The following is a 21,116-nucleotide window of genomic DNA, read 5'->3' on the forward strand; positions in this document are numbered from 1 at the left end:
CGCCCTGGACGACGGCGACACCCTGCACTACGACGAACTGGTGCTGGCCACCGGGGCGCGCGCGGCGGTGCCGCCGCTGCCCGGGGCCACCACCTCCCGCTCCCGGCCCGCCGAGGGGGTGACCGTCCTGCGCGACCTGGCCGACTGCCGCCGCCTGGCCGCCCTGACCCGCCCCGGGGCGCCCGTGGTCGTCCTGGGCGGCGGCGTGCTCGGCCTGGAGACCGCACGCGCGCTGGGGCGGCGCGGCGCCCGCGTGCACCTGGTGGAGGCCGCCGCCTGGCTGATGCACCGCCAGCTCGACCAGGGCGCCGCCCGCGTGCTGGCGGGCCACTACACGCGGCTGGGCGTGACCGTCCACTCCCGGACGGCGGCGTTGCGCTGGATCCCCGGACGCGGCCTGGAACTGGAGGACGGCCGGGTCCTGGCCGGGGACGTCCTGGTCGTCGCCACCGGGGTGCGGCCGCGCACCGTGCACGCCGGCCACGAGCTCGCCGCGGGGCCGTGGCGGCTGTCCGTGCTGTGGCCGCCGCCCGACTTCGCCGGGGACGACCCCAACGAGGGCAGCGTGGTGCTGCTGGCCCGCCTGCCCTCCTCCGCGGACGCCGCCGGGCTGTCGGTGCTGCTCACCGGTGACATCGAGGAGTCGGCGCAGCGCGCCCTGCTGCCCGAGCCCGCGATCCGCGGGGTCGACGTGCTCAAGACCCCGCACCACGGCGCGGCCACCCAGGAGGCCGCCTTCCTGGACGCCACCCGCCCGCGGGTGACGCTCACCTCGGTGGGCGCCGACAACCCCTACGGCCATCCCGCCCCGGCCACGTGGGCGCGGCTGACGGGCCTGACCCCGGCCTCCTACCGCACCGACCGGCACGGCGACGTGGCGGTGGTCCCCGGTCCCGACGGCCCGGTCGTGCACTGGCGCGGCCCCAGGCCGCGGTGAGCCGGGTCTGGGAGGGTCTGAAGGCCCTCCCAGGCCCGGGCCCCTCCGGACCTAAGCTGAGGGCATGTCTATCGGCCTCCCTCCCGAGGACTCCGCCCTGCGCCGCGTCTCCCGTGAGGCGGCCGTCCTCGGCGCCGCCGGATACGCAGTCCTGTTGCAGATCGCCCACCCCGCGGTGGGGCAGGGCGTGCACGACCACAGCGACTTCGCGTCCCGGCCGCTCAACCGGCTGCACGGCACCCTCACCTTCGTCTACGGCGTGGTGTTCGGCACCCCCGCCGAGGCCGAGCGGATCGGCGCGATCGTGCGCGCCATGCACGCCAGGGTCACCGGCCCCGGCTACCGCGCGCTCGACCCGGAACTGCAACTGTGGGTGGCCGCCACCCTGTACCGGGCCGCGGAGACGATGTACGGGCTGGCCGTGGGCGACCTCACCGAGGCGGAGCAGGACGAGGTGTACGCGCACTCGGCGGTGTTCGCCACGGCGCTGGGCTGCCCGGCGGAGTACTGGCCGCCCTCCCGCGCCGACTTCGAGCGCTACTGGGCGCGGATGCTGCCGGTGCTGCGGGCCACCCCGGCCTCGCGCACCGTGGTCCGCGAACTGTTCCACCCCGTCTCCCCGCTGCTACGGCCCGCCATGCGCCTCCAGGGGTTCGTCGCGGCCGGACTGCTGCCGCCCCGGCTACGCGAGGAGCTGGGGCTGGCCTGGGACGCGGGCCGGCAGCGCCGCTTCGACCGGTGGTGCGCCCTGGTGCGGGCGGTCTACCCGAGGCTTCCGCTGCGGCTGCGCACCTCGGTGCGGGACTTCTTCCTGTGGGACATCCGCCGCCGGACGGCCGACAACCGGCTGTACCGCCGTCCCCGCGGGTGGCGGCCGGTGCTGCGGGGCGAGGCCGCCCGGGCGCGGCAGCGCTCCCGGTAGGCCGCGCGGTCGGCGGAAGGCGCCCGCCGGTCGCCGCCGCGTGGCATGCTGGCCTCCATGGACTCCACCCCTGTTGCGCCGCTGACCGTCGTCGTCGGCGACGAGGAGCTGCTCGTCGACCGGGCCGTGGCCGGCCTCGTGGCGGCGGTGCGCGCCGCCGATCCCGAAGTGGACGTGCACGACCTGGTCCCCTCGCAGGTCAGTGCGGGGAAGCTGGTCGAGGTCACCTCGCCCTCGCTGTTCGGGGAGCGCCGGGTGGTGGTGCTGCGTTCGGTGCAGGACCTCACCAAGGAGCCCGCCGGAGTGGTGACCGACTACCTGAAGGACCCCGCCGACGACGTGGTGCTGGTCCTGGTGCACGCGGGCGGCGCCAAGGGCAAGGCACTGCTGCAGGCGGCGTTGAAGGCCGGGGCGCACCGGATCGACTGCGCCAAGCCGACCAAGGCGTCCGAGCGGCTCGCGTTCGTCAAGGGCGAGTTCGCCCGGGCCGGGCGGCAGATCGCCCCGGACGCCGCCCAGGCGCTGCTGGACGCGGTCGGCACCGATCTGCGGGAGATCGCGGCGGCCTGCACCCAGTTGATCGCCGACACCGAGGGCAGGGTGGACGCCGCTGCCGTGGCCCGCTACCACCGGGGCCGGGCGGAGGCGTCGGGGTTCACGGTCGCCGACCGCGCCGTGGAGGGGCGCCTGGCCGAGGCGCTGGAGCAGTTGCGCTGGTCCCTGGCGGTGGGCATGGCTCCGGTGCTGATCAACAGTGCGCTGGCGGGCGCGGTGCGCGGGATCGCGGTGGCCGTGCAGCCGCCGCGCGGCCTCTCCGACGCCGAGCTCGCCAAGCAGGCCAAGGTGCCGCCGTGGAAGCTGCGGACCATCCGCCAGCAGGCCCGCGGCTGGACCCCGCGGGGCGTGGCGCACGCCATGCGCGTGGTCGCCGAGACCGACGCCCTGATCAAGGGGGCGGGACGCGATCCCGCCTACGCCCTGGAACGCGCCGTCGTCGAGATCGTCTCGGCCCGGGGGCGGCGCTGAGCGGTCCGCGCGGGGCGGCCCGGTGCCGCGGAGGGGACTCCCGGCGGGGTGGACCGGGGCTCCGGAAGCGCGGGGTGTTCCCGACCCGGGGTGCGTCGGCGTCCGCCTGACGCCCGGGGGTCAGCGGATCGGCTCGCCGTCGCGCCACACGCGCATGGCCTTCAGGCCGTAGGCCCAGGCGAACGCGCCCTCGTGGTCGGCGTCCCACTGGACGACGTCGGCGGCCCGGCCGGGGGCGATGACGCCGCGGTCGGTGAGGCCCAGCGCCTGCGCCCCGCCGACGGTGGCCGCGCGCAGCGCCTCGAGCACGCTCATCCGGTACAGGCCGATGGCCATGCACACGATCAGCGACATCATGGTCGTCCCGGACTGGGCGGGGTTGTGGTCGGTGCCCAGCGCCACCGGGACGCGGTGGTCGAGGAGGGTGCGCACCGGCGGTTCGCGGCGCTCGCTCAGCGAGGCGGTGGGGCAGACCACCACCGGGGTGGCGGTCTTCGCCAGCGCCAGCACGTCCTCGTCGTCGGTCTCGTGCAGCAGGTCCACCGAGTCGCACTGCAGGTCGGCGGCCATGCGCACGGCGCCGTGCCGGGGTTTGGAGCAGGCGTGCAGCCGGGTCTTGAGCCCCACGGAGCGGCCCAGCGACAGCAGCCAGCGCGCGTCCTCGGTGGTGAACTGGCGGTTGTCGCAGTAGACGTCCACGCCGTCGGCACCGGCCTGGGCGGCGTCGCCCAGCCAGGAGCCGACGGCCTGCACGTAGTCGCGGTGGCGGCCGAAGTACTCGGGCGGGACCGCGTGCGCGGCGAAGAAGGTGACGTGCAGCCGGGGCATGCCGGGCTCCTCCTCCAGGGAGCGCAGCAGGCGCACGTCGGCGAGCTCGCCGTCGCGGGTCAGGTGGTAGCCGGTCTTGGCCTCGACCGTGGTGGTGCCCCACAGCAGCCAGTGGCGCAGCCGGTCCCGCACGTCGTTGCAGAGGGTCCACGGGTCGGTCCCCCGGGTCACGGTGACGGTGGAGGCGACCCCGCCGCCCGCGGCGACGATGTCGCTCTGCGAGGCGCCGTCGGAGCGCGCGGAGATCTCGGCGAACCGGTTCCCGGCGTAGACGGGGTGGGTGTGGGCGTCGATGAGACCGGGGGTGACGAGCGCGCCGCCCGCGTTGTCGATCTCGGCGTCGGCGATGTGGTCAATGACTCCGGGAATGCTCTGGGGCAGGTCGGCGGCGGGGCCGACCCAGACGATGATCCCGTCGTGCATGACGATGGCGGCGTTGCTGATGAGTTCGACGCCGGTCCATAGTCGTCCGATGTTCGTCAGCAGTCGTACCGTCATTGTCTCACCGCTCGCCCGTCCGCGTCGTCACGGCCGTCATCCGGTGCGCAGGGGACGGCCACGCCGCACGAACAGTCCTCACACGACTTCATATCGATGCCTTGGCCTAGGTAGGGGGTCACAACGCGGCCGGGACGGGGCCGGGCAGCAGCATCTCACTTCGGTGAAGGCAACCGTAGTTCATAGAACGCCGGGATGTACACCTCTACGCCCGAACAGTAAACGGCGGAACCCCTTAAGGGGTTCCGCCAGGTTCGTTCGTGTTCGTTCGCGTTCGTTCCGATCACCGTGGGCTACCGCACGGCGACACCGTACCGGTCGAGCTGGCCCGCGAGCTCCTGGGGGACCCAGGCGGACAGGACCGTGCCCTCGTCGGTGTACTGCTCGCTGATGATCCGGCCCTCCTGGTGGACCCGGGAGACCAGGTCGCCGCGCTCGTAGGGCAGCAGCACGGAGACCTCGCACCCGAGCTCGGGCAGCGCCCCGGCGATGGCCTGGAGCAGCTCCTGGATGCCCTCGCCGGTGCGGGCGGACACCTCGACGGCGTCGGGGTGCTTCGTGCGCAACTGCTTGAGCAGCGTCTCCTCGGCCGCGTCGACCTTGTTGACGACGATCAGCTCCGGGATGTCGCTGGCCCCGATCTCGGCGAAGACCTCGCGCACCGAGGCGATCTGCTGCTCGGGGTCGGGGTGGGAGCCGTCCACGACGTGCAGGATGAGGTCGGCGTCGGTGACCTCCTCCAGGGTGGAGCGGAACGCCTCGACGAGCTGGTGCGGCAGGTGCCGCACGAATCCGACGGTGTCGCTGAGGGTGAACAGCCGGCCGTCGGGGGTGCGCGCCCGGCGCACGGTGGGCTCCAGGGTGGCGAACAGCGCGTCCTCCACCAGCACGCCCGCCCCGGTGAGCCGGTTGAGCAGGCTGGACTTGCCCGCGTTGGTGTATCCGGCGATGGCCACGGCGGGCACCTGGCGGGTGCGGCGCCGCTCACGCTTGACGTCGCGGGCCACGGCCATGTGCGCCAGTTGGCGGCGGAGCTTGGCCATGCGGGTGTTGATGCGGCGCCGGTCGGTCTCCAGCTTGGTCTCACCGGGACCGCGCAGGCCCACGCCGCCGTTGCCGCCGCCGGAGGTGCCGGTCTGGCGGGACAGCGCCTCACCCCAACCGCGCAGCCGCGGCAGCAGGTAGGTGAGCTGCGCCAGTTCCACCTGGGCCTTGCCCTCCCTGCTGCGGGCGTGCTGGGCGAAGATGTCCAGGATGAGGGCGGTGCGGTCGATCACCTTGACCTTGACCACGTCCTCGAGCTGGCGCAACTGGCCGGGGGTCAGTTCGCCGTCGCAGATGACGGTGTCGGCCCCGGTGCTCTCCACGATGTCGCGGAGTTCGGCGGCCTTGCCGCTGCCGACGTAGGTGGCGGGGTCGGGCTTGGAGCGGCGCTGGGTGAGCCCTTCCAGCACCAGGGCTCCCGCGGTCTCGGCGAGCTGCTTGAGCTCGAACAGCGAGTTGTCGGCGTCCTGCTGGGTGCCGCTGGTCCACACCCCGATGAGGACGACCCGCTCCAGCCGCAGGGACCGGTACTCGACCTCGGTGACGTCGCGGAGTTCGGTGGACAGCCCCTGGACGCGGCGCAGCGCGTAGCGGTCCTGGAGTTCGAGCTGTCCGCGGTCGATCTCGCGGTCGTCCGGGCGGGTCCGGGGGGACTCCGCCGTCACGACGCTGGATCCGGTGCGGGGAGCGTGGCCGTTGAGAGAAGTACGTGTCATATCCATCCGTGGGGTGTCAACGCGGAGTCACCGCGGTTTCTTCCCCGATCGTCCCACGCGTACCGCTCGGCGTCAGCTTTTTTTCTCGCCGCCGGGCCCGGCAGCGGCAGGGCCGCGGGCTCGTCAGATGACGAAGAAGACGAGTTCTTTAACCGCTCTTGACCCAGAAAAACACGAATCCTTTCGTTTCAGTGAAAATTTCCGGCTGTGCAGCGCGGAGACTGCGTTGACCGGCCCCCAGGGGCGGAGTAGCGTCACATTCCACATAACAGAAGCAAGTTTCGCAATGCGGAAGGTTGGGTTCCATGGGTGCTCCCGCCGGGGTCGAGATCACCGGCCCGATGAACGACAGGTACGACGAGATCCTCACCGAGGACGCCCTCGCGCTCATCGCCGACCTGCACCGCAGGTTCGAGCCGCGCCGCCAGGAGCTGCTCGCCGCGCGCAGGCGCCGCCAGGAGGAGATCTCCGCAGGGGCCGACCTGGACTTCCTCCCCGAGACCAAGGCCATCCGCGAGGACCCGAACTGGCGCGTGGCCCCTCCGGCCCCCGGCATCGTCGACCGCCGGGTCGAGATCACCGGTCCCACCGACCGCAAGATGACCATCAACGCCCTCAACTCCGGGGCGAAGGTGTGGCTGGCCGACTTCGAGGACGCCAACACCCCGCTGTGGGAGAACATGATCGAGGGCCAGCTCAACCTGCGGGACGCGCTGGACCGCACCATCGACTTCACCACCCCGGAGGGCAAGCGCTACGCCCTCAAGGACGACGCCGAGCTGGCCACCATCGTGGTCCGCCCGCGCGGCTGGCACCTGGACGAGAAGCACATCCTCGTCGACGGCCAGCGCACCTCCGGCGGCATCGTCGACTTCGCGCTCTACTTCTTCCACTGCGCGCGCCGCCAGCTCGCCAAGGGCAAGGGCCCCTACTTCTACCTGCCGAAGATGCAGAGCCACCTGGAGGCCCGGCTGTGGAACGACATCTTCGTGCGCGCCCAGGAGTCGCTGGGCATCGAGCGCGGCACCATCCGCGCCACCGTGCTGATCGAGACCATCCCGGCCGCCTTCGAGATGGAGGAGATCCTCTACGAGCTGCGCGAGCACTCCGCCGGGCTCAACGCGGGCCGCTGGGACTACCTGTTCAGCATCATCAAGACGCACCGCACCCGCGGCCGCCGGTTCCTCCTGCCCGAGCGCAACGCCGTCACGATGACCGCGCCGTTCATGCGCGCCTACACCGAGCTGCTGGTCAAGACCTGCCACAAGCGCGGCGCGCACGCCATCGGCGGCATGGCCGCGTTCATCCCCAACCGCCGCGACCCCGAGGTCAACCGGGTGGCGCTGGCCAAGGTCCGCGACGACAAGGCCCGCGAGTCCGCGGACGGCTTCGACGGCTCCTGGGTGGCCCACCCCGACCTGGTCCCGGTCGCCATGGAGGTCTTCGACGGCGTCCTCGGCGACCGGCCCAACCAGATCGACCGGCAGCGCGACGACGTCGAGGTCACCGCGGCCGACCTGCTGGACGTCTCCAGCGCCGAGGGCGGCATCACCGAGGCGGGCCTGCGCAACAACATCAACGTCGCCCTCCAGTACCTGGCCGCGTGGCTGGGCGGCAGCGGCGCGGTGGCCATCCACAACCTCATGGAGGACGCGGCCACCGCGGAGATCTCCCGCTCCCAGATCTGGCAGTGGCTGCACAACGACGTCACCCTGGACGACGGCACCCGCGTCACCGCCGACCTGGTGGAGCGCCTGATCGGCGAGGAGCTGGCGGCGATCCGCGCGGCCACGTCCCTCGACGCCGACCTGCTGGACCGCGCCACCGCGCTGTTCAAGGAGGTCGCCCTGGCCGACGACTACGCCGAGTTCCTCACCCTGCCCGCCTACGAGCGGATGCCGTAGCAGGCCCCGCCCGCCGCGTCCCCGCGACCGCTCCCCGGCCGCGGGGGCGTGGCGGGCGCCCGCTACCGCTCGACGAGGTAGCCGATGTCGGCGTAGTCGAGCGTGCCGAGTCCGGGGGCGCCCACGTTGGCCAGGGTGGAGCGGACCGCGTAGAGCTGCGGCCGCTGGTACAGGGGCAGGGTGTGGCCCGCCTCCCACAGCAGCCTGTCGGCCGTGTTGATCCGGTCGAGCGCGGTGTCGGGGTCTAGGGCCTCCAGCGCCTCGTGCAGCGCCGCGTCGATCTCCTCCGACCCGATGCGGCCCACGTTGGCGCGCCACTGCGGCTCCCCGTCGGGACCCTCCACCGCGTCGGTCCACTGGTACAGGGACTCCGACACCGGGAAGCCGCTCCCGCTGTTGACGAAGGCCACCAGGTCGTAGTTGCCGGGCTGCACGTACTTGCCGAACAACTGGTCGCCGGGGACGCTCTTGATCTTCACCTCCACGCCGATCTCGGCGAGCATCGACTGCACCAGCTCGGCCTCGTCGCGCGCCGGCGCGTACCCCTGCGGGACCACGAAGCGCAGGGTGAGCGGTTCGCCGTCGCGGACGCGCACCGCGCCCGGCTCCGGGGCGGTCCACCCCGCCCGCTCCAGAAGCTGCGCCGCGCGTTCGGGGTCGTGCCCGCCCCACTCGCCGCTGTTGTCGGCGTAGCCGGGGTGCTCGGGGGTGAGGAAGCGGTTGTTGAGCACCTCCGGCTGCCAGCCCAGGGCGCTGAACGCCGCCCCGGCCAGCGCCTCGCGGTCGATGCCGAGGAAGACCGCGTGGCGCACGTCCACGTCTTGCAGGGCCGGGCTCTGCCCGTTGAGGGTGATGTGCCGGTAGTCGGGCGCCAGCGCGGCGCGGATCTCCGCGTCGGGCGCGGAGCGGACCCGCTGGTAGGAGCTGGAGTCGAGGGAGAGCGCGTACAGGTCGATGCTGCCGTCCAGGAAGGCCGCGTCCAGGGCGTCCGGGGCCAGCGCGCGGAAGACGATCGAGTCGAGCTTGGCCGGCGCGCCCCACCAGTCGTCGTCGCGGCGCAGGGTGACGGTCTGGGCGACGGGGTCGAGCTCGGCCACCTCGAACGGCCCCGCGGTGACCGGGATCTGCTCCAGGTAGCCCGTGTTGAACGCCTCCGGGTCCGCGGTGTACTCCTCGGGCAGCAGGGGGGGAGAACAGCGCCCGGTATTCGGCGAAGGGCCGGTCGAAGACGATGACGACCTGGTACTCGTCCTCGCCCTTGCGGACCTCGGCGATCCGGTCGTAGCCGGCCGCGCCGAGCGCCTGGTACTCGGCGTCTTCCCCGGACAGCGCCTCGGCCATGGAGGCGTAGTCGCGCCAGGTGATGGGCTCCCCGGTGGACCAGGTGGCCTCGGGGTTGAGGGTGAGGGTGACGACCTGCTCCGGCTCGGTGGTGACCGACACCCCCGTCACGTAGTCGGGGTCGGGGTGGGACTGGCCCCGCTCGTCGGTGCGGAACGGCGCGGGCAGCAGCGCCTCCAGGACGGTGTGCGCGGTGGTGAGGTTGCCCGCCTGGTGGTGGGGGTTCCACTGGGTGGGGAACTCGTTGATCCCCCAGGTCACCGTGCCGCCGTCGGCGACCTGCGCGCGGTCCGCGGCGTTGATCGAGGCCGTGGCGGGGTCCGGGGCCGCCTGGCCGCCCTCCACCGTGGTCTGGCAGCCCGCGAGCGCGGTGACCAGGACCAGCGGGAGCAGCCCCGCCGGAATCGCACGCCATTTCCCAGTTCGCACTTGTCCCCCAAATGTCATGGGACGCCCGCGGCAACAGGTTCCGAACCCACCGGAACCCCACCGGACCGACACGCCATGATCGCCTTAACAAAAGGCATCAATGGAACAATTGGGGAAAATAGTACTCCGATTGGGAGTGTAGTTCAGTGTTTGACTTCCGCTAACCCGCACGGGAGCGCGGATCCAGCACCGCCCGGGCGGTGTCGGACACCACTCCCGCCGCGGTCACGCACACCGCGCCGAAACAGCAGACCGCCGCGACGGCGTTCACGTCCCCCTCCCCGATCGACTCGAACAGGTACTCCCCCACCCCGTGCCAGCCGAACACCTGCTCGGTGAAGACCGTACTGGTCAACAGCACTGCCAGGGAATAACCGAAATACACGACAGCGGGCGCCAGGGTGACCCGCAGCGCGTGCCGCACCACCGCCCGGAACCGGGTCATCCCCTTGGCGCGCGCCGTGCGCAGGTAGTCGGCGCCCAACTGGTCGGCGACCAACGACCGCTGGTACCGGCTGTACAGGGCGATCTGCGGCAGCGCCACGGCCAGCGTCGGCAGCACCAGGTGGCGCAGCCGGTCCGCCCCCCGCTCCGCGATCCCGCCCTCCAGCCCGGGGGTGGCCTCGCCGGTGACCCGCAGCAGGTCCGCCCCCGCCGTCTGGTTCACCCACAGCGCCGCGTTCTGCAACGACACCGCGACCACCACCACCGGCACCGAGATCAGCAGCAGGGACACCGCCGTCACGGCCCGGTCCGCGGCCCCGTGCGGCCGCGCCCCCGTCCACGTGCCCAGCAGCACCCCGCCGACGCAGCCGAGCACGGCGCCCGCCGCCAGCAGCCGCACGCTCACCCCGATCCGGCGGGACAGCTCCTCGTTGACCGACGCCCCGTCCCAGGTGCGGCCGAAGTCGCCGACCACCACCCCCGAGACCCAGACCGCGTAGCGCCGCAGCAGCGGCGTCTCGTCGTTGAGGTTGGCGGCGTCCAGCGCGGCGGTCACCGCCTCGGCCGGCGGCGGGGGCCGCCGCGCCTCGTAGTTCTCCCGGGGGTTCAGCGCGGCGGCCGCGAGCAGGTAGGCGCAACTGGCCGCGGCGAACAGCAGCACCAGCCGCCCCAGCACCCGGACCAGCAGCGGCCCCGCGGCCAGACGCCCCGCCGCGACCGCGCTCACCGGGCCACGGGCAGTCGCACGTCCCCCTCGGCGACGATCACCGCGGGCCCGCGCAGCCGGGCCTCACCCTCCTGCAAGACCACGGTGCACACCCCGCCCGGCACCCGCACCGTCCACTCGGCGTCCTCGCCCTCCGGGGTGGCCGCGGCCGCCGCGGCCACGATCCCCGTGCCGCACGACCGGGTCTCCGCGGCGCCGCGCTCGTAGACGCGCATCTCCAGCAGGCCCGGCGCGACCTCGCGGAACACCTCCACGTTGGCCCCCTCCGGGAACTCGTCCGCCCGCAGCACCGGGGGACGGCCCAGGTCGACCTCGGCCACCGGGCGCGCCACCCGGCAGGCCAGGTGCGGGTTGCCCACCGACACCCGCACCCCCCGCACCGGGCCGTCGGCCAGCTCCGCGCTGCCCGGGCCGAGCAGGGTCACCGGCCCCATGTCGACGGTGACCTCCCCGTCGTCCTCCATCGTCACCCGGCGCGCCCCCGCCCGGGTCCCGACCTCGAACACGGTGTCGCCGACCAGCCCCGACTCCCGCAGGTAGCGCGCGAACACGCGCACCCCGTTGCCGCACATCTCGGCGATGCTGCCGTCGGCGTTGCGGTAGTCCATGAACCACTCGCAGCGCAGCGCCGAGGCGGCCGCCCCCTCCAACGGCTCCCCCAGCGCCTTGGTCCGTACCACCCGCAGCACCCCGTCGCCGCCGATGCCGGCGCGGCGGTCGCACAGTGCGGCGACCTCCGCCGCGCCGAGGTCCCACTCCCCGTCCGGGTCGGGGAGGATCACGAAGTCGTTCTCGGTGCCGTGGCCCTTGGCGAAACGCATGCGTTCATCCTAGATTCCCCGCTCCGCCCCCCGGACCCGGTCCCGAGCAGCGCGAACCGGTCCTCCCGGCCGCGGCGCGCTGCCACACTTGAGGCATGAGCACAGTGATCGCGGTCGTCGGAGCGACCGCAGTGGGCAAGTCCGACCTCAGCGTCGAGCTGGCGCTGCGCCTGGGCGCGCACGGCCGCCCCGCCGAGATCGTCAACGCCGACTCCATGCAGTTGTACCGGGGCATGGACATCGGCACCGCCAAGCTCACCGCCGAGGAGCGGCGCGGTGTCCCCCACCACCTGCTCGACGTCTGGGAGGTCACCCAGACCGCGAACGTCGCCGACTACCAGCGCATGGCCCGCGCCGTCATCGACGGCCTCCGCTCCGCCGGGCGCGTGCCCGTCCTGGTCGGCGGCTCCGGCCTGTACGTGCGCGGCGCACTGGACGAGCTGGACTTCCCCGGCACCGACCCGCAGGTGCGCGCCCGGCTGGAGGCCGAGCTCGCCGAGCACGGCCCGCTCGCCCTGCACGCCCGGCTCGCCCGCCTCGACCCCGCCGCGGCGCAGGCGATCCTGCCCAGCAACGGGCGGCGCATCGTGCGCGCCCTGGAGGTCATCGAGATCACCGGCGGACCGTTCACCGCCACCCTGCCCGAGCACGTCTCCCGCTACCCGTGTGTGCAGATCGGGCTCACCGCCCCCCGCCCCGAACTGGACGAGCGCATCGCGCTGCGGGTGGAGCGGATGTGGCAGGCGGGCCTGGTCGACGAGGTCCGCACCCTGGAGAAGGCGGGGCTGCGCAGCGGCTTCACCGCCTCGCGCGCCCTCGGCTACGCCCAGGTGCTGCGCTTCCTCGCCGGGGAGTGCACCGAGGAGGAGGCCAAGGAGGAGACCGTGCGGGCCACCCGGCGCTTCGCCCGCCGCCAGGAGTCCTGGTTCCGCCGCGACCCGCGCGTGCACTGGCTCCCCTACGACGCCCCCGACCTGCTGGACCGGGCGTTCGCCCTGGTCGAGAAGGCCCTCGACGGGGACTGACCCCGGCCCGGTACAGACACGTCAAAACACCGGCAAAACCCCGGCCGCGCCGCGCGGACCGCCGCGCCCAGCGAATCGAACACACGTACGATTCGAGGCATGACGTACTCCATCGCCTACGCGCCCGGCGCGCCCGCCTGGCTCGACCTGACCGTCACCGACCCCGACGCCGCCCAGCGCTTCTACGCGGCCGTGCTCGGCTGGGAGTTCACCGACGACGGCCCCTACCGCACCGTCCGGATCGGCGGACGGCGGATCGCCGCGCTGTCCAGCCCCGCCGACGGCGCCCCGCCGCCCGGGCGGCCCGCCTGGACCGTCTACCTCGCCACCCACGACCTCGACGCCACCCTGGCCGCCGTGCGCGCCGCGGGCGGCACGGTGGCCGTCGGCCGCAGCGACCTCCCCGGTCTCGGTTCGACGGCGATCGTCCAGGACCCCGCCGGTACGGCCTGCGGACTGTGGCAGGGCTCGGGCCTGGCCGGCTCGGAGGCGTCCGGGATCCCCGGCGCCCCCGCCTGGGCCGAGGTGGCCAGCCCCGACCCCGCGACCGCGGAGTTCTTCGCCGCCGTCTTCGGCCTGACCGCCGAGCGCCTCCCCGGGGTCGACTTCACCAGCCTGACCCGCAACGGGGACCCGCTGTTCGGCGTCCACGGGGGAGGCGGCCGCGACCGCCGCGGCACCGGGGCCTGGCTGCCCTACTTCACGGCCGCCGACGTCGATGGGGCGGCCGCGCGCGCCGGGAGGGCGGGCGGCACGGTGCTGCGCGCCCCGGCCGACTCCCCGTACGGCCGCTGGGCGGTGCTCGCCGACCCCGCGGGAGCGCGCTTCGCCGTCGCCCGCCCCGTCGACTGAACCGCCCGGCCGCGCCCCGGAACCGGGAATGCGCCGGTGATCGGGTCCGACCACCGGCGCCGGATTTCCCGGTTCCGGCATTCCCGGCCACCCCGGCCATCACATTTCAGACACTTCATACCGGGCTTTTCCTCCGCCGCCGGAAAACCGCAGCACAGGCCCCCGGAAAACCGGAAGAACCCCGGCACCGGGCACCCCGGAAATCGCATACCGCCGGTCCGCAGGGAGCAGGACCGCCGTTTCCTCCGGCACCGCCGCACACCGCACGCCGGTCCCGCCGGAGCAGGAGCGCCACGGCGACCGGGCGTTCCCGGCCCGCCCCTGGACGCCGAAGGGGCGGCCCCGTCCCACCGGACCGGGCCGCCCCGCGCCACCACAGGTCAGGGGTCGCAGCAGCCGCTCGCCGCCGTCGGCAGCGGAGCGGGCGCGCCCACCTTCGGCATGCCCAGCAGCACGCCCGACGACCGCTTCGCCGGGGCCGCGTTGCGGGCCTCCCAGACGTCGCCCGCGCGGGTCCGCCGCACCGAGCGCACCCCGGAGTCGGCCACCAGGTGGTGCGGCGCCGCGTAGGTCACCTCGACGGTGACCATGTCGCCGGGGCGCACGCCCAGGCTCTCGTCCACGGAGAAGTGCACCAGCCGGTTGTCGCGGGCCCGCCCCGACATGCGGCGGTGCACGTCGTCCTTGCGGCCCTCGCCCTCGGCGACCAGCACCTCCACCTCGCGGCCCACCAGCTTGGCGTTCTCCTCCTCGGAGATGCGCTCCTGCACCTCCAGCAGCCGCTGGTACCGCTCCTTCACCACCTCCGGGGGCACCTGGTCCGCCATCGACGCCGCCGGGGTGCCCGGGCGCTTGGAGTACTGGAAGGTGAAGGCGTGCGCGAACCGCGCCTCCTCCACCACCCGCAGCGTCTCGGCGAAGTCCTCCTCGGTCTCCCCCGGGAAGCCCACGATGATGTCGGTGCTGATGGCCGCCTCCGGCATGGCCTCCCGCACCTTCTCCACGATCCGCAGGAAGCGGTCGGACCGGTAGGAGCGGCGCATCGCCCGAAGCACCCGGTCCGAGCCCGACTGCAACGGCATGTGCAGTTGCGGCATCACGTTGGGGGTCTCCGCCATCGCCGCGATCACGTCGTCGGTGAAGTCCCGCGGATGGGGGGAGGTGAACCGCACCCGCTCCAGGCCCTCCACCTCGCCGCAGGCCCGCAGCAGTTTGGAGAACGCCTGCCGGTCGCCGAACTCCGACCCGTAGGCGTTGACGTTCTGCCCCAGCAGGGTCACCTCGACCGCGCCCTCGGCCACCACCGCGCGCACCTCGGCCAGCACGTCGCCGGGACGGCGGTCCTTCTCCTTGCCGCGCAGCGCCGGGACGATGCAGAACGTGCAGGTGTTGTTGCAGCCCACCGAGATCGCCACCCAGGCCGCGTACACCGACTCGCGCCGCGTCGGCAGGGTCGAGGGGAAGGTCTCCAGCGCCTCGACGATCTCCACCTGGGCCTCGCGCTGCACCCGGGCACGCTCCAGCAGCGCGGGCAGCGAGCCGATGTTGTGCGTCCCGAAGACCACGTCCACCCACGGGGCACGGCGCACGATCTCCCCGCGGTCCTTCTGGGCCAGGCACCCGCCCACCGCGATCTGCATGCCCGGATGGGCTTCCTTGATCGGCCGCAGGTGGCCGAGGTTGCCGTAGAGGCGGTTGTCCGCGTTCTCGCGCACCGCGCAGGTGTTGAAGACGACGACGTCCGGCGTGGCGTCCTCGGCTGCCCGCTGGTACCCCGCGTCCTCCAGCAGTCCGGAAAGCCGCTCGGAGTCGTGGACGTTCATCTGGCAGCCGTAGGTCCGCACTTGGTAGGTACGACTCTGGCTCACCCATCCAGGCTAATCGTTCCTCATACCCGCGCGGACCGCCGCTCTCCCCCTCGCGGCCGGAACCGGTCACGGCCCTCCGGTGACGTGCGACTCCTCCAGACAGGCAGCTCAAAATTCCGCAGTTGAACGTAACATTTGTACGGTTTTGGGGATAACAAGTCCGCCACTCTGCCTAAGTTCACCGGTTAACCCTGGTGACAAAACAACCCGCGCACACTAGGTTCCGATCCCATGGCCGCTACTCCTCTCGTCGTCCTGGAGAACGTCAACAAGCACTTCGGTGAACTCCACGTACTCCGCGACATCAACCTCTCCGTGGCCGCGGGCGAGGTGGTCGTCGTCATCGGTCCCTCGGGATCGGGAAAGTCCACCCTGTGCCGCACGATCAACCGGTTGGAGACCATCGACAGCGGTCGCATCCTGCTGGACGGCCAGCCGCTGCCCGCCGAGGGCCGCGCCCTGGCCCGGCTCCGCAGCGACGTGGGAATGGTGTTCCAGTCGTTCAACCTGTTCTCCCACAAAACCGTGCTGGAGAACATCACCCTCGGACCCACCAAAGTCCTCAAGGTCCCCAAGGCCGAGGCCACCCTGCGTGCCTGGGAACTCCTGGAGCGGGTCCGCATCACCGAGCAGGCCAAGAAATATCCGGCCCAGCTCTCCGGCGGCCAGCAGCAGCGCGTGGCCATCGCCCGCGCCCTCGCGATGAACCCCAAGGTCATCCTCTTCGACGAGCCCACCTCCGCGCTCGACCCCGAAATGGTGCAGGAGGTCCTCGACGTCATGACCGACCTGGCCTCCGAGGGAATGACCATGATCGTGGTCACCCACGAGATGGGCTTCGCCCGCCGCGCCGCCGACCGGGTCGTGTTCATGGCCGACGGCCAGATCGTCGAGGAGAACACCCCCGACGAGTTCTTCACCAGTCCCCGTACCGAACGAGCCCGCGACTTCCTCTCCAAGATCCTCACCCACTGAACCGCCCGACCGTTCTCCGCACCACCCGAGAAGAAGAGGTTCGCCCCATGCGTATCCGTCGTACCAGCGCCACCCTGGCGGGAGCGTCCGCCCTCGCCCTCGTCCTCGCCTCCTGCGGCACCGCCGAAGTCGGCGGCGGAGGCGGAGGAGACGAGAGCGGAGGCGCAGACACCATCACCATCGGCGTCAAGTACGACCAGCCCGGCCTCGGCCTCCTCGAAGGCGGCACCCCGTCCGGCTTCGACGTCGACGTCGCCACCTACATCGCCGGCGAGCTCGGCTACTCCCCCGAGCAGATCGAGTGGACCGAGGCCGCCTCCGCCAACCGCGAGACGTTCCTCCAGCAGGGCACCGTCGACATGGTCGTGGCCACCTACTCCATCACCGACGAGCGCAAGAACGTCGTCGACTTCGCCGGCCCCTACTACGTCGCCCAGCAGGACATCATCGTCGCCGCCGACAACACCGACATCCAGGGCCCCGAGGACCTGTCGGGCAAGGTCCTCTGCTCCGCCTCCGGCTCCCGCTCCGCCAACAACATCGTCGACAGCGAGGAGGACGGCGGCCTGGGCATCGACGCCGAACTGCGCGAGGCCGGCAACTACTCCGAGTGCATGGAGCTCCTCGCCAACGGCACCGTCGACGCCGTCACCACCGACAACACCATCCTCGCCGGGTTCGCCGCACAGAACCCCGACGCCTACCGCATGGTGAACAACCCCTTCGGCGAGGAGAAGTACGGCGTCGGCCTGCCCAAGGGCTCCACCGAGATGTGCGAGAAGGTCAACCAGGCCATCACCAAGATGTGGGAGGAGGGCAAGGCCCTGGAGTTCCTGGAGAAGGCGTTCGGCGAGACCGGCTTCGCCTACGCAGAGGAACAGCCCGCGCTCGAGGGCTGCGCCTGACCCCTGATCGCCCGGCCCGGTCGGCGGAGCCGCACCGCCCCGCCGACCGGGCCCCTACCGGCTGGGATCGATGGAAGCCTTCTTCGACAACATCGACAGGGTCATCGACGGCTTCTCCTGGACCGTCCGACTCACCCTGTTCAGCGCCCTGTTCTCCTTCCTGCTGGGCGTCCTGCTCACCGCCATGCGGGTCTCCCCCGTCGCGCTGCTGCGCGGCGTGTCCACCGTCTACGTGGAGACCGTCCGCAACTCGCCGCTCACCCTCGTCCTCCTCTTCTGCGGACTGGGCCTCAACAGCGCGCTCGGCCTGAGCCTCTCCGGCACGGTCGCCTGGGACGTGTTCTGGTGGGCGGTCATCGGACTGTCCGCCTACACCTCCTGCTTCGTCTCCGAGTCGCTGCGCTCCGGCATCAACACCATCCCTCTCGGCCAGGCCGAGGCCGCCCGCGCCCTCGGCCTCACCTTCACCCAGAGCCTGCGCCTGATCATCATCCCCCAGGCGCTGCGCACCGTCATCGGCCCGCTCGGCAGCGTCCTCATCGCCCTCATCAAGAACACCACCGTCGCCTCCGTCGCGGGCCTCGGCGTCCAGGAGGCGTCCCGCCAGATGAAGCTCATGTTCGACCAGGGCATCGCACCGGTCCTGCCGACCTTCGTCGGCTTCGCGATCGGCTTCCTCGTCCTCACCCTGCCGGTCGGCTACCTCTTCAGTTGGCTCAGCAAGCGAATGGCGGTGGCCCGATGAGCACGCAGCAGGTCCTCTTCGACGCCCCCGGCCCCAAGGCCCGCATCCGCCACGCCGTCTACACCGCGCTCACCGTCGTGGCCTTCCTCTGCGTCCTCGCAGTCGTCTACCTGGGCTTCAACCGGACCCTCGGCGAGGGGGCGCCCTCACCGCTCAGCGCCGACGCCTGGCGGATCAACCCCGACGGCCAGTGGGCCGCGGCCAGGTGGCAGCCCTTCCTCGACCCGGCCACCTGGACCGACTACGTCCTCCCCGGCCTACAGAACACCCTGACCGCCGCGCTCACCGCATCCTGCCTGGCCCTGCTGTTCGGCCTGGTCTTCGGCATCGCCCGGCTCTCCGACCACGCCTGGATCCGCATCCCGGCGGGCGCCGTCGTGGAGTTCTTCCGCGGCATCCCGCTGCTCATGCTGATCTTCTTCACCATGGCGCTGCCCCTCGCGGTCAACCAGTTGCTGCCCGCCTTCGGCCTGCCGCCGCTCACCCCCGGCACCTTCCAGGTCTCCGCGCTCGCCGCGGTCGTCACCGGGCTCACCCTCTACAACGGGTCGGTCCTGGCCGAGGTGTTCCGCGCCGGCATCAACGCCGTCCCCAAGGGGCAGGCCGAGGCCGCCTACTCGCTGGGCATGAACAAGAGCAAGGTCATGCGGCTGATCCTCATCCCCCAGGCCGTCAGCTCCATGATGCCCGCGATCGTCGCCCAGCTCGTGATCCTGCTCAAGGACTCCGCGCTCGGCTACATCGTCGCCTTCCCCGAACTGCTCCGCAGCTTCTCCCTCATCGGCACCCGCTACGGCAACGTCATCCCCGCGGCGATCATCTGCGCCGCCATCTACATCGCCATCAACATCTCCCTGAGCCGCCTGGCGATCTGGCTGGAACGGCGCAACGCCCGCAGCGGCGCACAGCGGGGCGCCGCGCCCCCGACCGCCGCGCTCACCGCCCCCGGCAACCCGGGCGCCCCCGGCAGCCCCGCCTGACCGCCCCCCTCGAGCCCCGCCCTCCACCACGGTCGGCGGGGCTCCACCATTCCCTCCCACCAGCGGCTAAGGTCTTCCTTGATTCCCACCACATCCCACTCATCGCCTGGGAAAGCGCCATGAACGAACGCGTGATCCTGCCCTACGGCAGTTGGCCCTCGCCCGTCACCGCAGCCGACAGCGCCCAAGGCACCGTCCGCCTGGGCTTCCCGTCCGTCGCCGCCGGCGAGATCTGGTGGGAGGAGACCCGCCCCGACGAGGGCGGCCGCACCACCGTCATGCACCTCGCGCCCGACGGCACCGTCACCGACCTGCTTCCCGCCCCGTGGAACGCCCGCACCCGCGTCCACGAGTACGGCGGCCGCTCCTACCTGCCCGTCCCCCGCCGCGACGACAAGGCCCTCACCCGCTGGGGCATCGTCTTCGCCAACTTCTCCGACCAGCGCCTCTACCTGCTGGAGAAGGGATCCCGCGAACCCCGCCCCCTCACCCCCGAACCGGCCTCCCCCGGCGCGCTCCGCTACGCCGACCCCGTCCTCGCCCCCGACCGCAAGCACCTCATCTGCGTCCAGGAGAGCCACGACGGCGCCGCCGTCACCCGCTCCATCGTCTCCATCCCCCTCTCCGGACGCGCCTCCCACACCCCCTCCGCCGTCCGCACCCTCGTCACCGGCGCCGACTTCTTCGCCTCCCCCGTCCCCTCGCCGGACGGCACCAAGCTCGCCTGGATCTCCTGGGACTCCCCCCGCATGCCCTGGACCGGCACCCAGTTGCGCGTGGCCGCCCTCCCCGGGAGCGGCCCCGTCACCGCCTCCCGCGTCCTGCGCGGCGGCATCAAGGAGTCCGTCCTCCACCCCCGCTGGCGCGACGACGACACCCTCTACTTCGTGTCCGACTGGTCCGGCTGGTGGAACCTGTACGAGACCCGCGTCCAGGGCCAGGCCCTGGCGCTCTACCCCGACGAGGCCGAGTTCACCCCGCCCCCGTGGCAGCTCGGCACCACCCCCTACTGCGTCCTCGACAACGGCCGGATCGTCACCCTGCGCGGCCACGCCGACCTCACCGTCAGCGCCTACGACCCCGCCACCGCCGACCTCACCCCGCTGACCACCCCCTACACCACCTGGCAGGACCTCGCCAGCGACGGGACGACCGTGGTCGGCGTGGCCTCCTCCCCCACCGAGCCGACCAGCCTGGTGCGGCTCAACCCCGACACCGGGGCCACCACCGTGCTCCGCCGCCCCCTCGACACCCCGCCCACCGTCGACTACCTGCCCCGCCCCGAGGCCACCACCCTGTCCGGGCGCTACGGCACCACCGTGCACGCCAACGTCTACCCGCCCACCAACCCCGCCATCGAGGACGAAGGCCCCGCCCCCTACGTGGTCTGGGTCCACGGCGGCCCCACCGGAGCCGCCACCGCCGCCTTCGACCTCCACAAGGCGTACTTCACCAGCCGCGGCATCGGCATCATCGACGTCAACTACGGCGGCTCCACCGGCTACGGCCGCTCCTACCGGGAACGCCTCAACGGCCAGTGGGGCGTCGTGGACGTCGAGGACGCCATCGCCGCCGCCCAGGCCCTCGTCGACAAGGGCCTCGCCGACCCCACCCGACTCGCCATCCGCGGCGGCAGCGCGGGCGGACTCACCACCCTCCTCGCCCTCACCCACGGCGTCTTCGCCTGCGGCGTCTCCTACTACGGCGTCACCGACCTGCTCCGCCTCGCCCAGGAGACGCACGACTTCGAGTCGCGCTACCTCGACACCATCATCGGCGCCCTCCCCGGCTACACCTCCACCTACCGGGAACGCTCCCCCATCAACCGGGCCGCCGAGATCACCTCCCCCGTCCTGCTCCTCCAGGGCACCGAGGACCCCGTGGTCCCCGTCTCCCAGGCCCGGGAACTCGCCGCCGTCCTGCGCGACCGCAAGATCCCCCACGCGCTCGTGGAGTTCGAGGGCGAGAGCCACGGCTTCCGCAGGACCGACACCGTCACCACCGCCCTGGAGAAGGAACTCGCCTTCTACTGCAAGGTGTTCTTCGGCTTCACCCCGCCCGGCGTCCCCCCGATCGAACTCGTCACCCCCGAAGGCGACTCCTGAGCCGGGTTCCGGCCCCCGCGGCCG

At 72.4% G+C, this 21,116-nt stretch carries 17 protein-coding genes; 11 read left to right on the forward strand and 6 right to left on the reverse strand.

Annotated features, from left to right (window positions below; translation table 11 throughout):
• The 3 genes from AC529_RS00910 to holA form a co-directional block, all read left to right on the forward strand.
• The coding region (locus tag AC529_RS00910; protein WP_198156252.1) for an FAD-dependent oxidoreductase at positions 1-937 on the forward strand (937 nt) is incomplete at its 5' end.
• Positions 938-1,001: 64 nt separating this feature from the next.
• Positions 1,002-1,859 (forward strand): oxygenase MpaB family protein, encoded by an 858-nt coding sequence (locus AC529_RS00915; protein WP_068753031.1) that lies wholly within the window; start codon positions 1,002-1,004, stop codon positions 1,857-1,859.
• Positions 1,860-1,916: 57 nt separating this feature from the next.
• Positions 1,917-2,885: a DNA polymerase III subunit delta gene (holA, locus tag AC529_RS00920; protein ID WP_068754351.1), complete on the forward strand. Its 969-nt coding sequence runs from the start codon at positions 1,917-1,919 to the stop codon at positions 2,883-2,885.
• A 120-nt stretch (positions 2,886-3,005) separates the two neighbouring features.
• On the opposite strand, the gene AC529_RS00925 is transcribed toward holA, so the two are convergent.
• Both AC529_RS00925 and hflX read right to left on the reverse strand, forming a co-directional pair.
• Positions 3,006-4,211, reverse strand: a complete 1,206-nt coding sequence (locus AC529_RS00925; protein WP_068753032.1) for an imidazolonepropionase — start codon at positions 4,209-4,211, stop codon at positions 3,006-3,008.
• A 293-nt stretch (positions 4,212-4,504) separates the two neighbouring features.
• Positions 4,505-5,971 carry a GTPase HflX gene (hflX, locus tag AC529_RS00930; RefSeq protein WP_068753033.1) on the reverse strand — a complete coding sequence of 489 codons (1,467 nt, stop codon included), beginning with the start codon at positions 5,969-5,971 and terminating at the stop codon, positions 4,505-4,507.
• Between the two features lie 305 nt (positions 5,972-6,276).
• On the opposite strand from hflX, the gene aceB reads away from it, so the two are divergent.
• A complete protein-coding gene (gene aceB, locus AC529_RS00935; RefSeq protein WP_068753034.1) occupies positions 6,277-7,875 on the forward strand; it encodes a malate synthase A in 1,599 nt (532 codons plus the stop codon).
• A gap of 62 nt (positions 7,876-7,937) precedes the next feature.
• Here the strand turns inward: aceB and AC529_RS20710 are convergent, their stop codons facing one another.
• The 3 genes from AC529_RS20710 to dapF form a co-directional block, all read right to left on the reverse strand.
• A complete protein-coding gene (locus AC529_RS20710) occupies positions 7,938-9,059 on the reverse strand; it encodes an ABC transporter family substrate-binding protein (RefSeq protein ID WP_332307038.1) in 1,122 nt (373 codons plus the stop codon).
• Between the two features lie 746 nt (positions 9,060-9,805).
• Positions 9,806-10,816: an ABC transporter permease gene (locus AC529_RS00945; protein ID WP_083947835.1), complete on the reverse strand. Its 1,011-nt coding sequence runs from the start codon at positions 10,814-10,816 to the stop codon at positions 9,806-9,808.
• Positions 10,813-11,637: a diaminopimelate epimerase gene (gene dapF / locus AC529_RS00950; protein WP_068753035.1), complete on the reverse strand. Its 825-nt coding sequence runs from the start codon at positions 11,635-11,637 to the stop codon at positions 10,813-10,815. Before dapF ends, AC529_RS00945 begins: the two co-directional genes overlap by 4 nt.
• A 95-nt stretch (positions 11,638-11,732) precedes the next feature.
• On the opposite strand from dapF, the gene miaA reads away from it, so the two are divergent.
• Together miaA and AC529_RS00960 are read left to right on the forward strand one after the other, a co-directional pair.
• Positions 11,733-12,662 carry a tRNA (adenosine(37)-N6)-dimethylallyltransferase MiaA gene (gene miaA, locus AC529_RS00955; RefSeq protein ID WP_068753036.1) on the forward strand — a complete coding sequence of 310 codons (930 nt, stop codon included), beginning with the start codon at positions 11,733-11,735 and terminating at the stop codon, positions 12,660-12,662.
• Between the two features lie 99 nt (positions 12,663-12,761).
• Positions 12,762-13,514, forward strand: a complete 753-nt coding sequence (locus AC529_RS00960; RefSeq protein ID WP_068753037.1) for a VOC family protein — start codon at positions 12,762-12,764, stop codon at positions 13,512-13,514.
• A 380-nt stretch (positions 13,515-13,894) separates the two neighbouring features.
• Here AC529_RS00960 and miaB read toward each other — a convergent pair whose 3' ends face one another.
• The gene (miaB, locus tag AC529_RS00965; RefSeq protein WP_068753038.1) at positions 13,895-15,358 is read right to left on the reverse strand and encodes a tRNA (N6-isopentenyl adenosine(37)-C2)-methylthiotransferase MiaB; all 1,464 of its coding nucleotides are present in this window, start codon (positions 15,356-15,358) and stop codon (positions 13,895-13,897) included.
• Positions 15,359-15,613: 255 nt separating this feature from the next.
• On the opposite strand from miaB, the gene AC529_RS00970 reads away from it, so the two are divergent.
• The 5 genes from AC529_RS00970 to AC529_RS00990 all read left to right on the forward strand — a co-directional run bounded on the left by AC529_RS00970 (position 15,614) and on the right by AC529_RS00990 (position 21,092).
• Positions 15,614-16,357: an amino acid ABC transporter ATP-binding protein gene (locus AC529_RS00970; RefSeq protein WP_068753039.1), complete on the forward strand. Its 744-nt coding sequence runs from the start codon at positions 15,614-15,616 to the stop codon at positions 16,355-16,357.
• A 47-nt stretch (positions 16,358-16,404) separates the two neighbouring features.
• Positions 16,405-17,262: a glutamate ABC transporter substrate-binding protein gene (locus tag AC529_RS00975; protein WP_068753040.1), complete on the forward strand. Its 858-nt coding sequence runs from the start codon at positions 16,405-16,407 to the stop codon at positions 17,260-17,262.
• Between the two features lie 70 nt (positions 17,263-17,332).
• The gene (locus AC529_RS00980; RefSeq protein ID WP_068753041.1) at positions 17,333-18,007 is read left to right on the forward strand and encodes an amino acid ABC transporter permease; all 675 of its coding nucleotides are present in this window, start codon (positions 17,333-17,335) and stop codon (positions 18,005-18,007) included.
• Positions 18,004-18,987 (forward strand): amino acid ABC transporter permease, encoded by a 984-nt coding sequence (locus AC529_RS00985; protein WP_068753042.1) that lies wholly within the window; start codon positions 18,004-18,006, stop codon positions 18,985-18,987. Before AC529_RS00980 ends, AC529_RS00985 begins: the two co-directional genes overlap by 4 nt.
• 119 nt (positions 18,988-19,106) lie before the next feature.
• Positions 19,107-21,092 (forward strand): S9 family peptidase, encoded by a 1,986-nt coding sequence (locus AC529_RS00990; RefSeq protein ID WP_068753043.1) that lies wholly within the window; start codon positions 19,107-19,109, stop codon positions 21,090-21,092.
• The last annotated feature ends 24 nt before the right edge of the window (positions 21,093-21,116 follow it).

It is taken from the genome of Thermobifida cellulosilytica TB100, from assembly GCF_001517975.1.
GTDB classification, from domain to species: Bacteria; Actinomycetota; Actinomycetes; order Streptosporangiales; family Streptosporangiaceae; genus Thermobifida; species Thermobifida cellulosilytica.

What these genes read in the sequence shown, in the direction of transcription:
- AC529_RS00915 (WP_068753031.1), top strand. Translation starts at nt 1,002, where the DNA reads ATGTCTATCGGCCTCCCTCCCGAGGACTCCGCCCTGCGCCGCGTCTCC.
- holA (WP_068754351.1), top strand. Translation starts at nt 1,917, where the DNA reads ATGGACTCCACCCCTGTTGCGCCGCTGACCGTCGTCGTCGGCGACGAG.
- AC529_RS00925 (WP_068753032.1), bottom strand. Translation starts at nt 4,211, where the DNA reads ATGACGGTACGACTGCTGACGAACATCGGACGACTATGGACCGGCGTC.
- hflX (WP_068753033.1), bottom strand. Translation starts at nt 5,971, where the DNA reads ATGACACGTACTTCTCTCAACGGCCACGCTCCCCGCACCGGATCCAGC.
- aceB (WP_068753034.1), top strand. Translation starts at nt 6,277, where the DNA reads ATGGGTGCTCCCGCCGGGGTCGAGATCACCGGCCCGATGAACGACAGG.
- dapF (WP_068753035.1), bottom strand. Translation starts at nt 11,637, where the DNA reads ATGCGTTTCGCCAAGGGCCACGGCACCGAGAACGACTTCGTGATCCTC.
- miaA (WP_068753036.1), top strand. Translation starts at nt 11,733, where the DNA reads ATGAGCACAGTGATCGCGGTCGTCGGAGCGACCGCAGTGGGCAAGTCC.
- AC529_RS00960 (WP_068753037.1), top strand. Translation starts at nt 12,762, where the DNA reads ATGACGTACTCCATCGCCTACGCGCCCGGCGCGCCCGCCTGGCTCGAC.
- AC529_RS00970 (WP_068753039.1), top strand. Translation starts at nt 15,614, where the DNA reads ATGGCCGCTACTCCTCTCGTCGTCCTGGAGAACGTCAACAAGCACTTC.
- AC529_RS00975 (WP_068753040.1), top strand. Translation starts at nt 16,405, where the DNA reads ATGCGTATCCGTCGTACCAGCGCCACCCTGGCGGGAGCGTCCGCCCTC.
- AC529_RS00980 (WP_068753041.1), top strand. Translation starts at nt 17,333, where the DNA reads ATGGAAGCCTTCTTCGACAACATCGACAGGGTCATCGACGGCTTCTCC.
- AC529_RS00985 (WP_068753042.1), top strand. Translation starts at nt 18,004, where the DNA reads ATGAGCACGCAGCAGGTCCTCTTCGACGCCCCCGGCCCCAAGGCCCGC.
- AC529_RS00990 (WP_068753043.1), top strand. Translation starts at nt 19,107, where the DNA reads ATGAACGAACGCGTGATCCTGCCCTACGGCAGTTGGCCCTCGCCCGTC.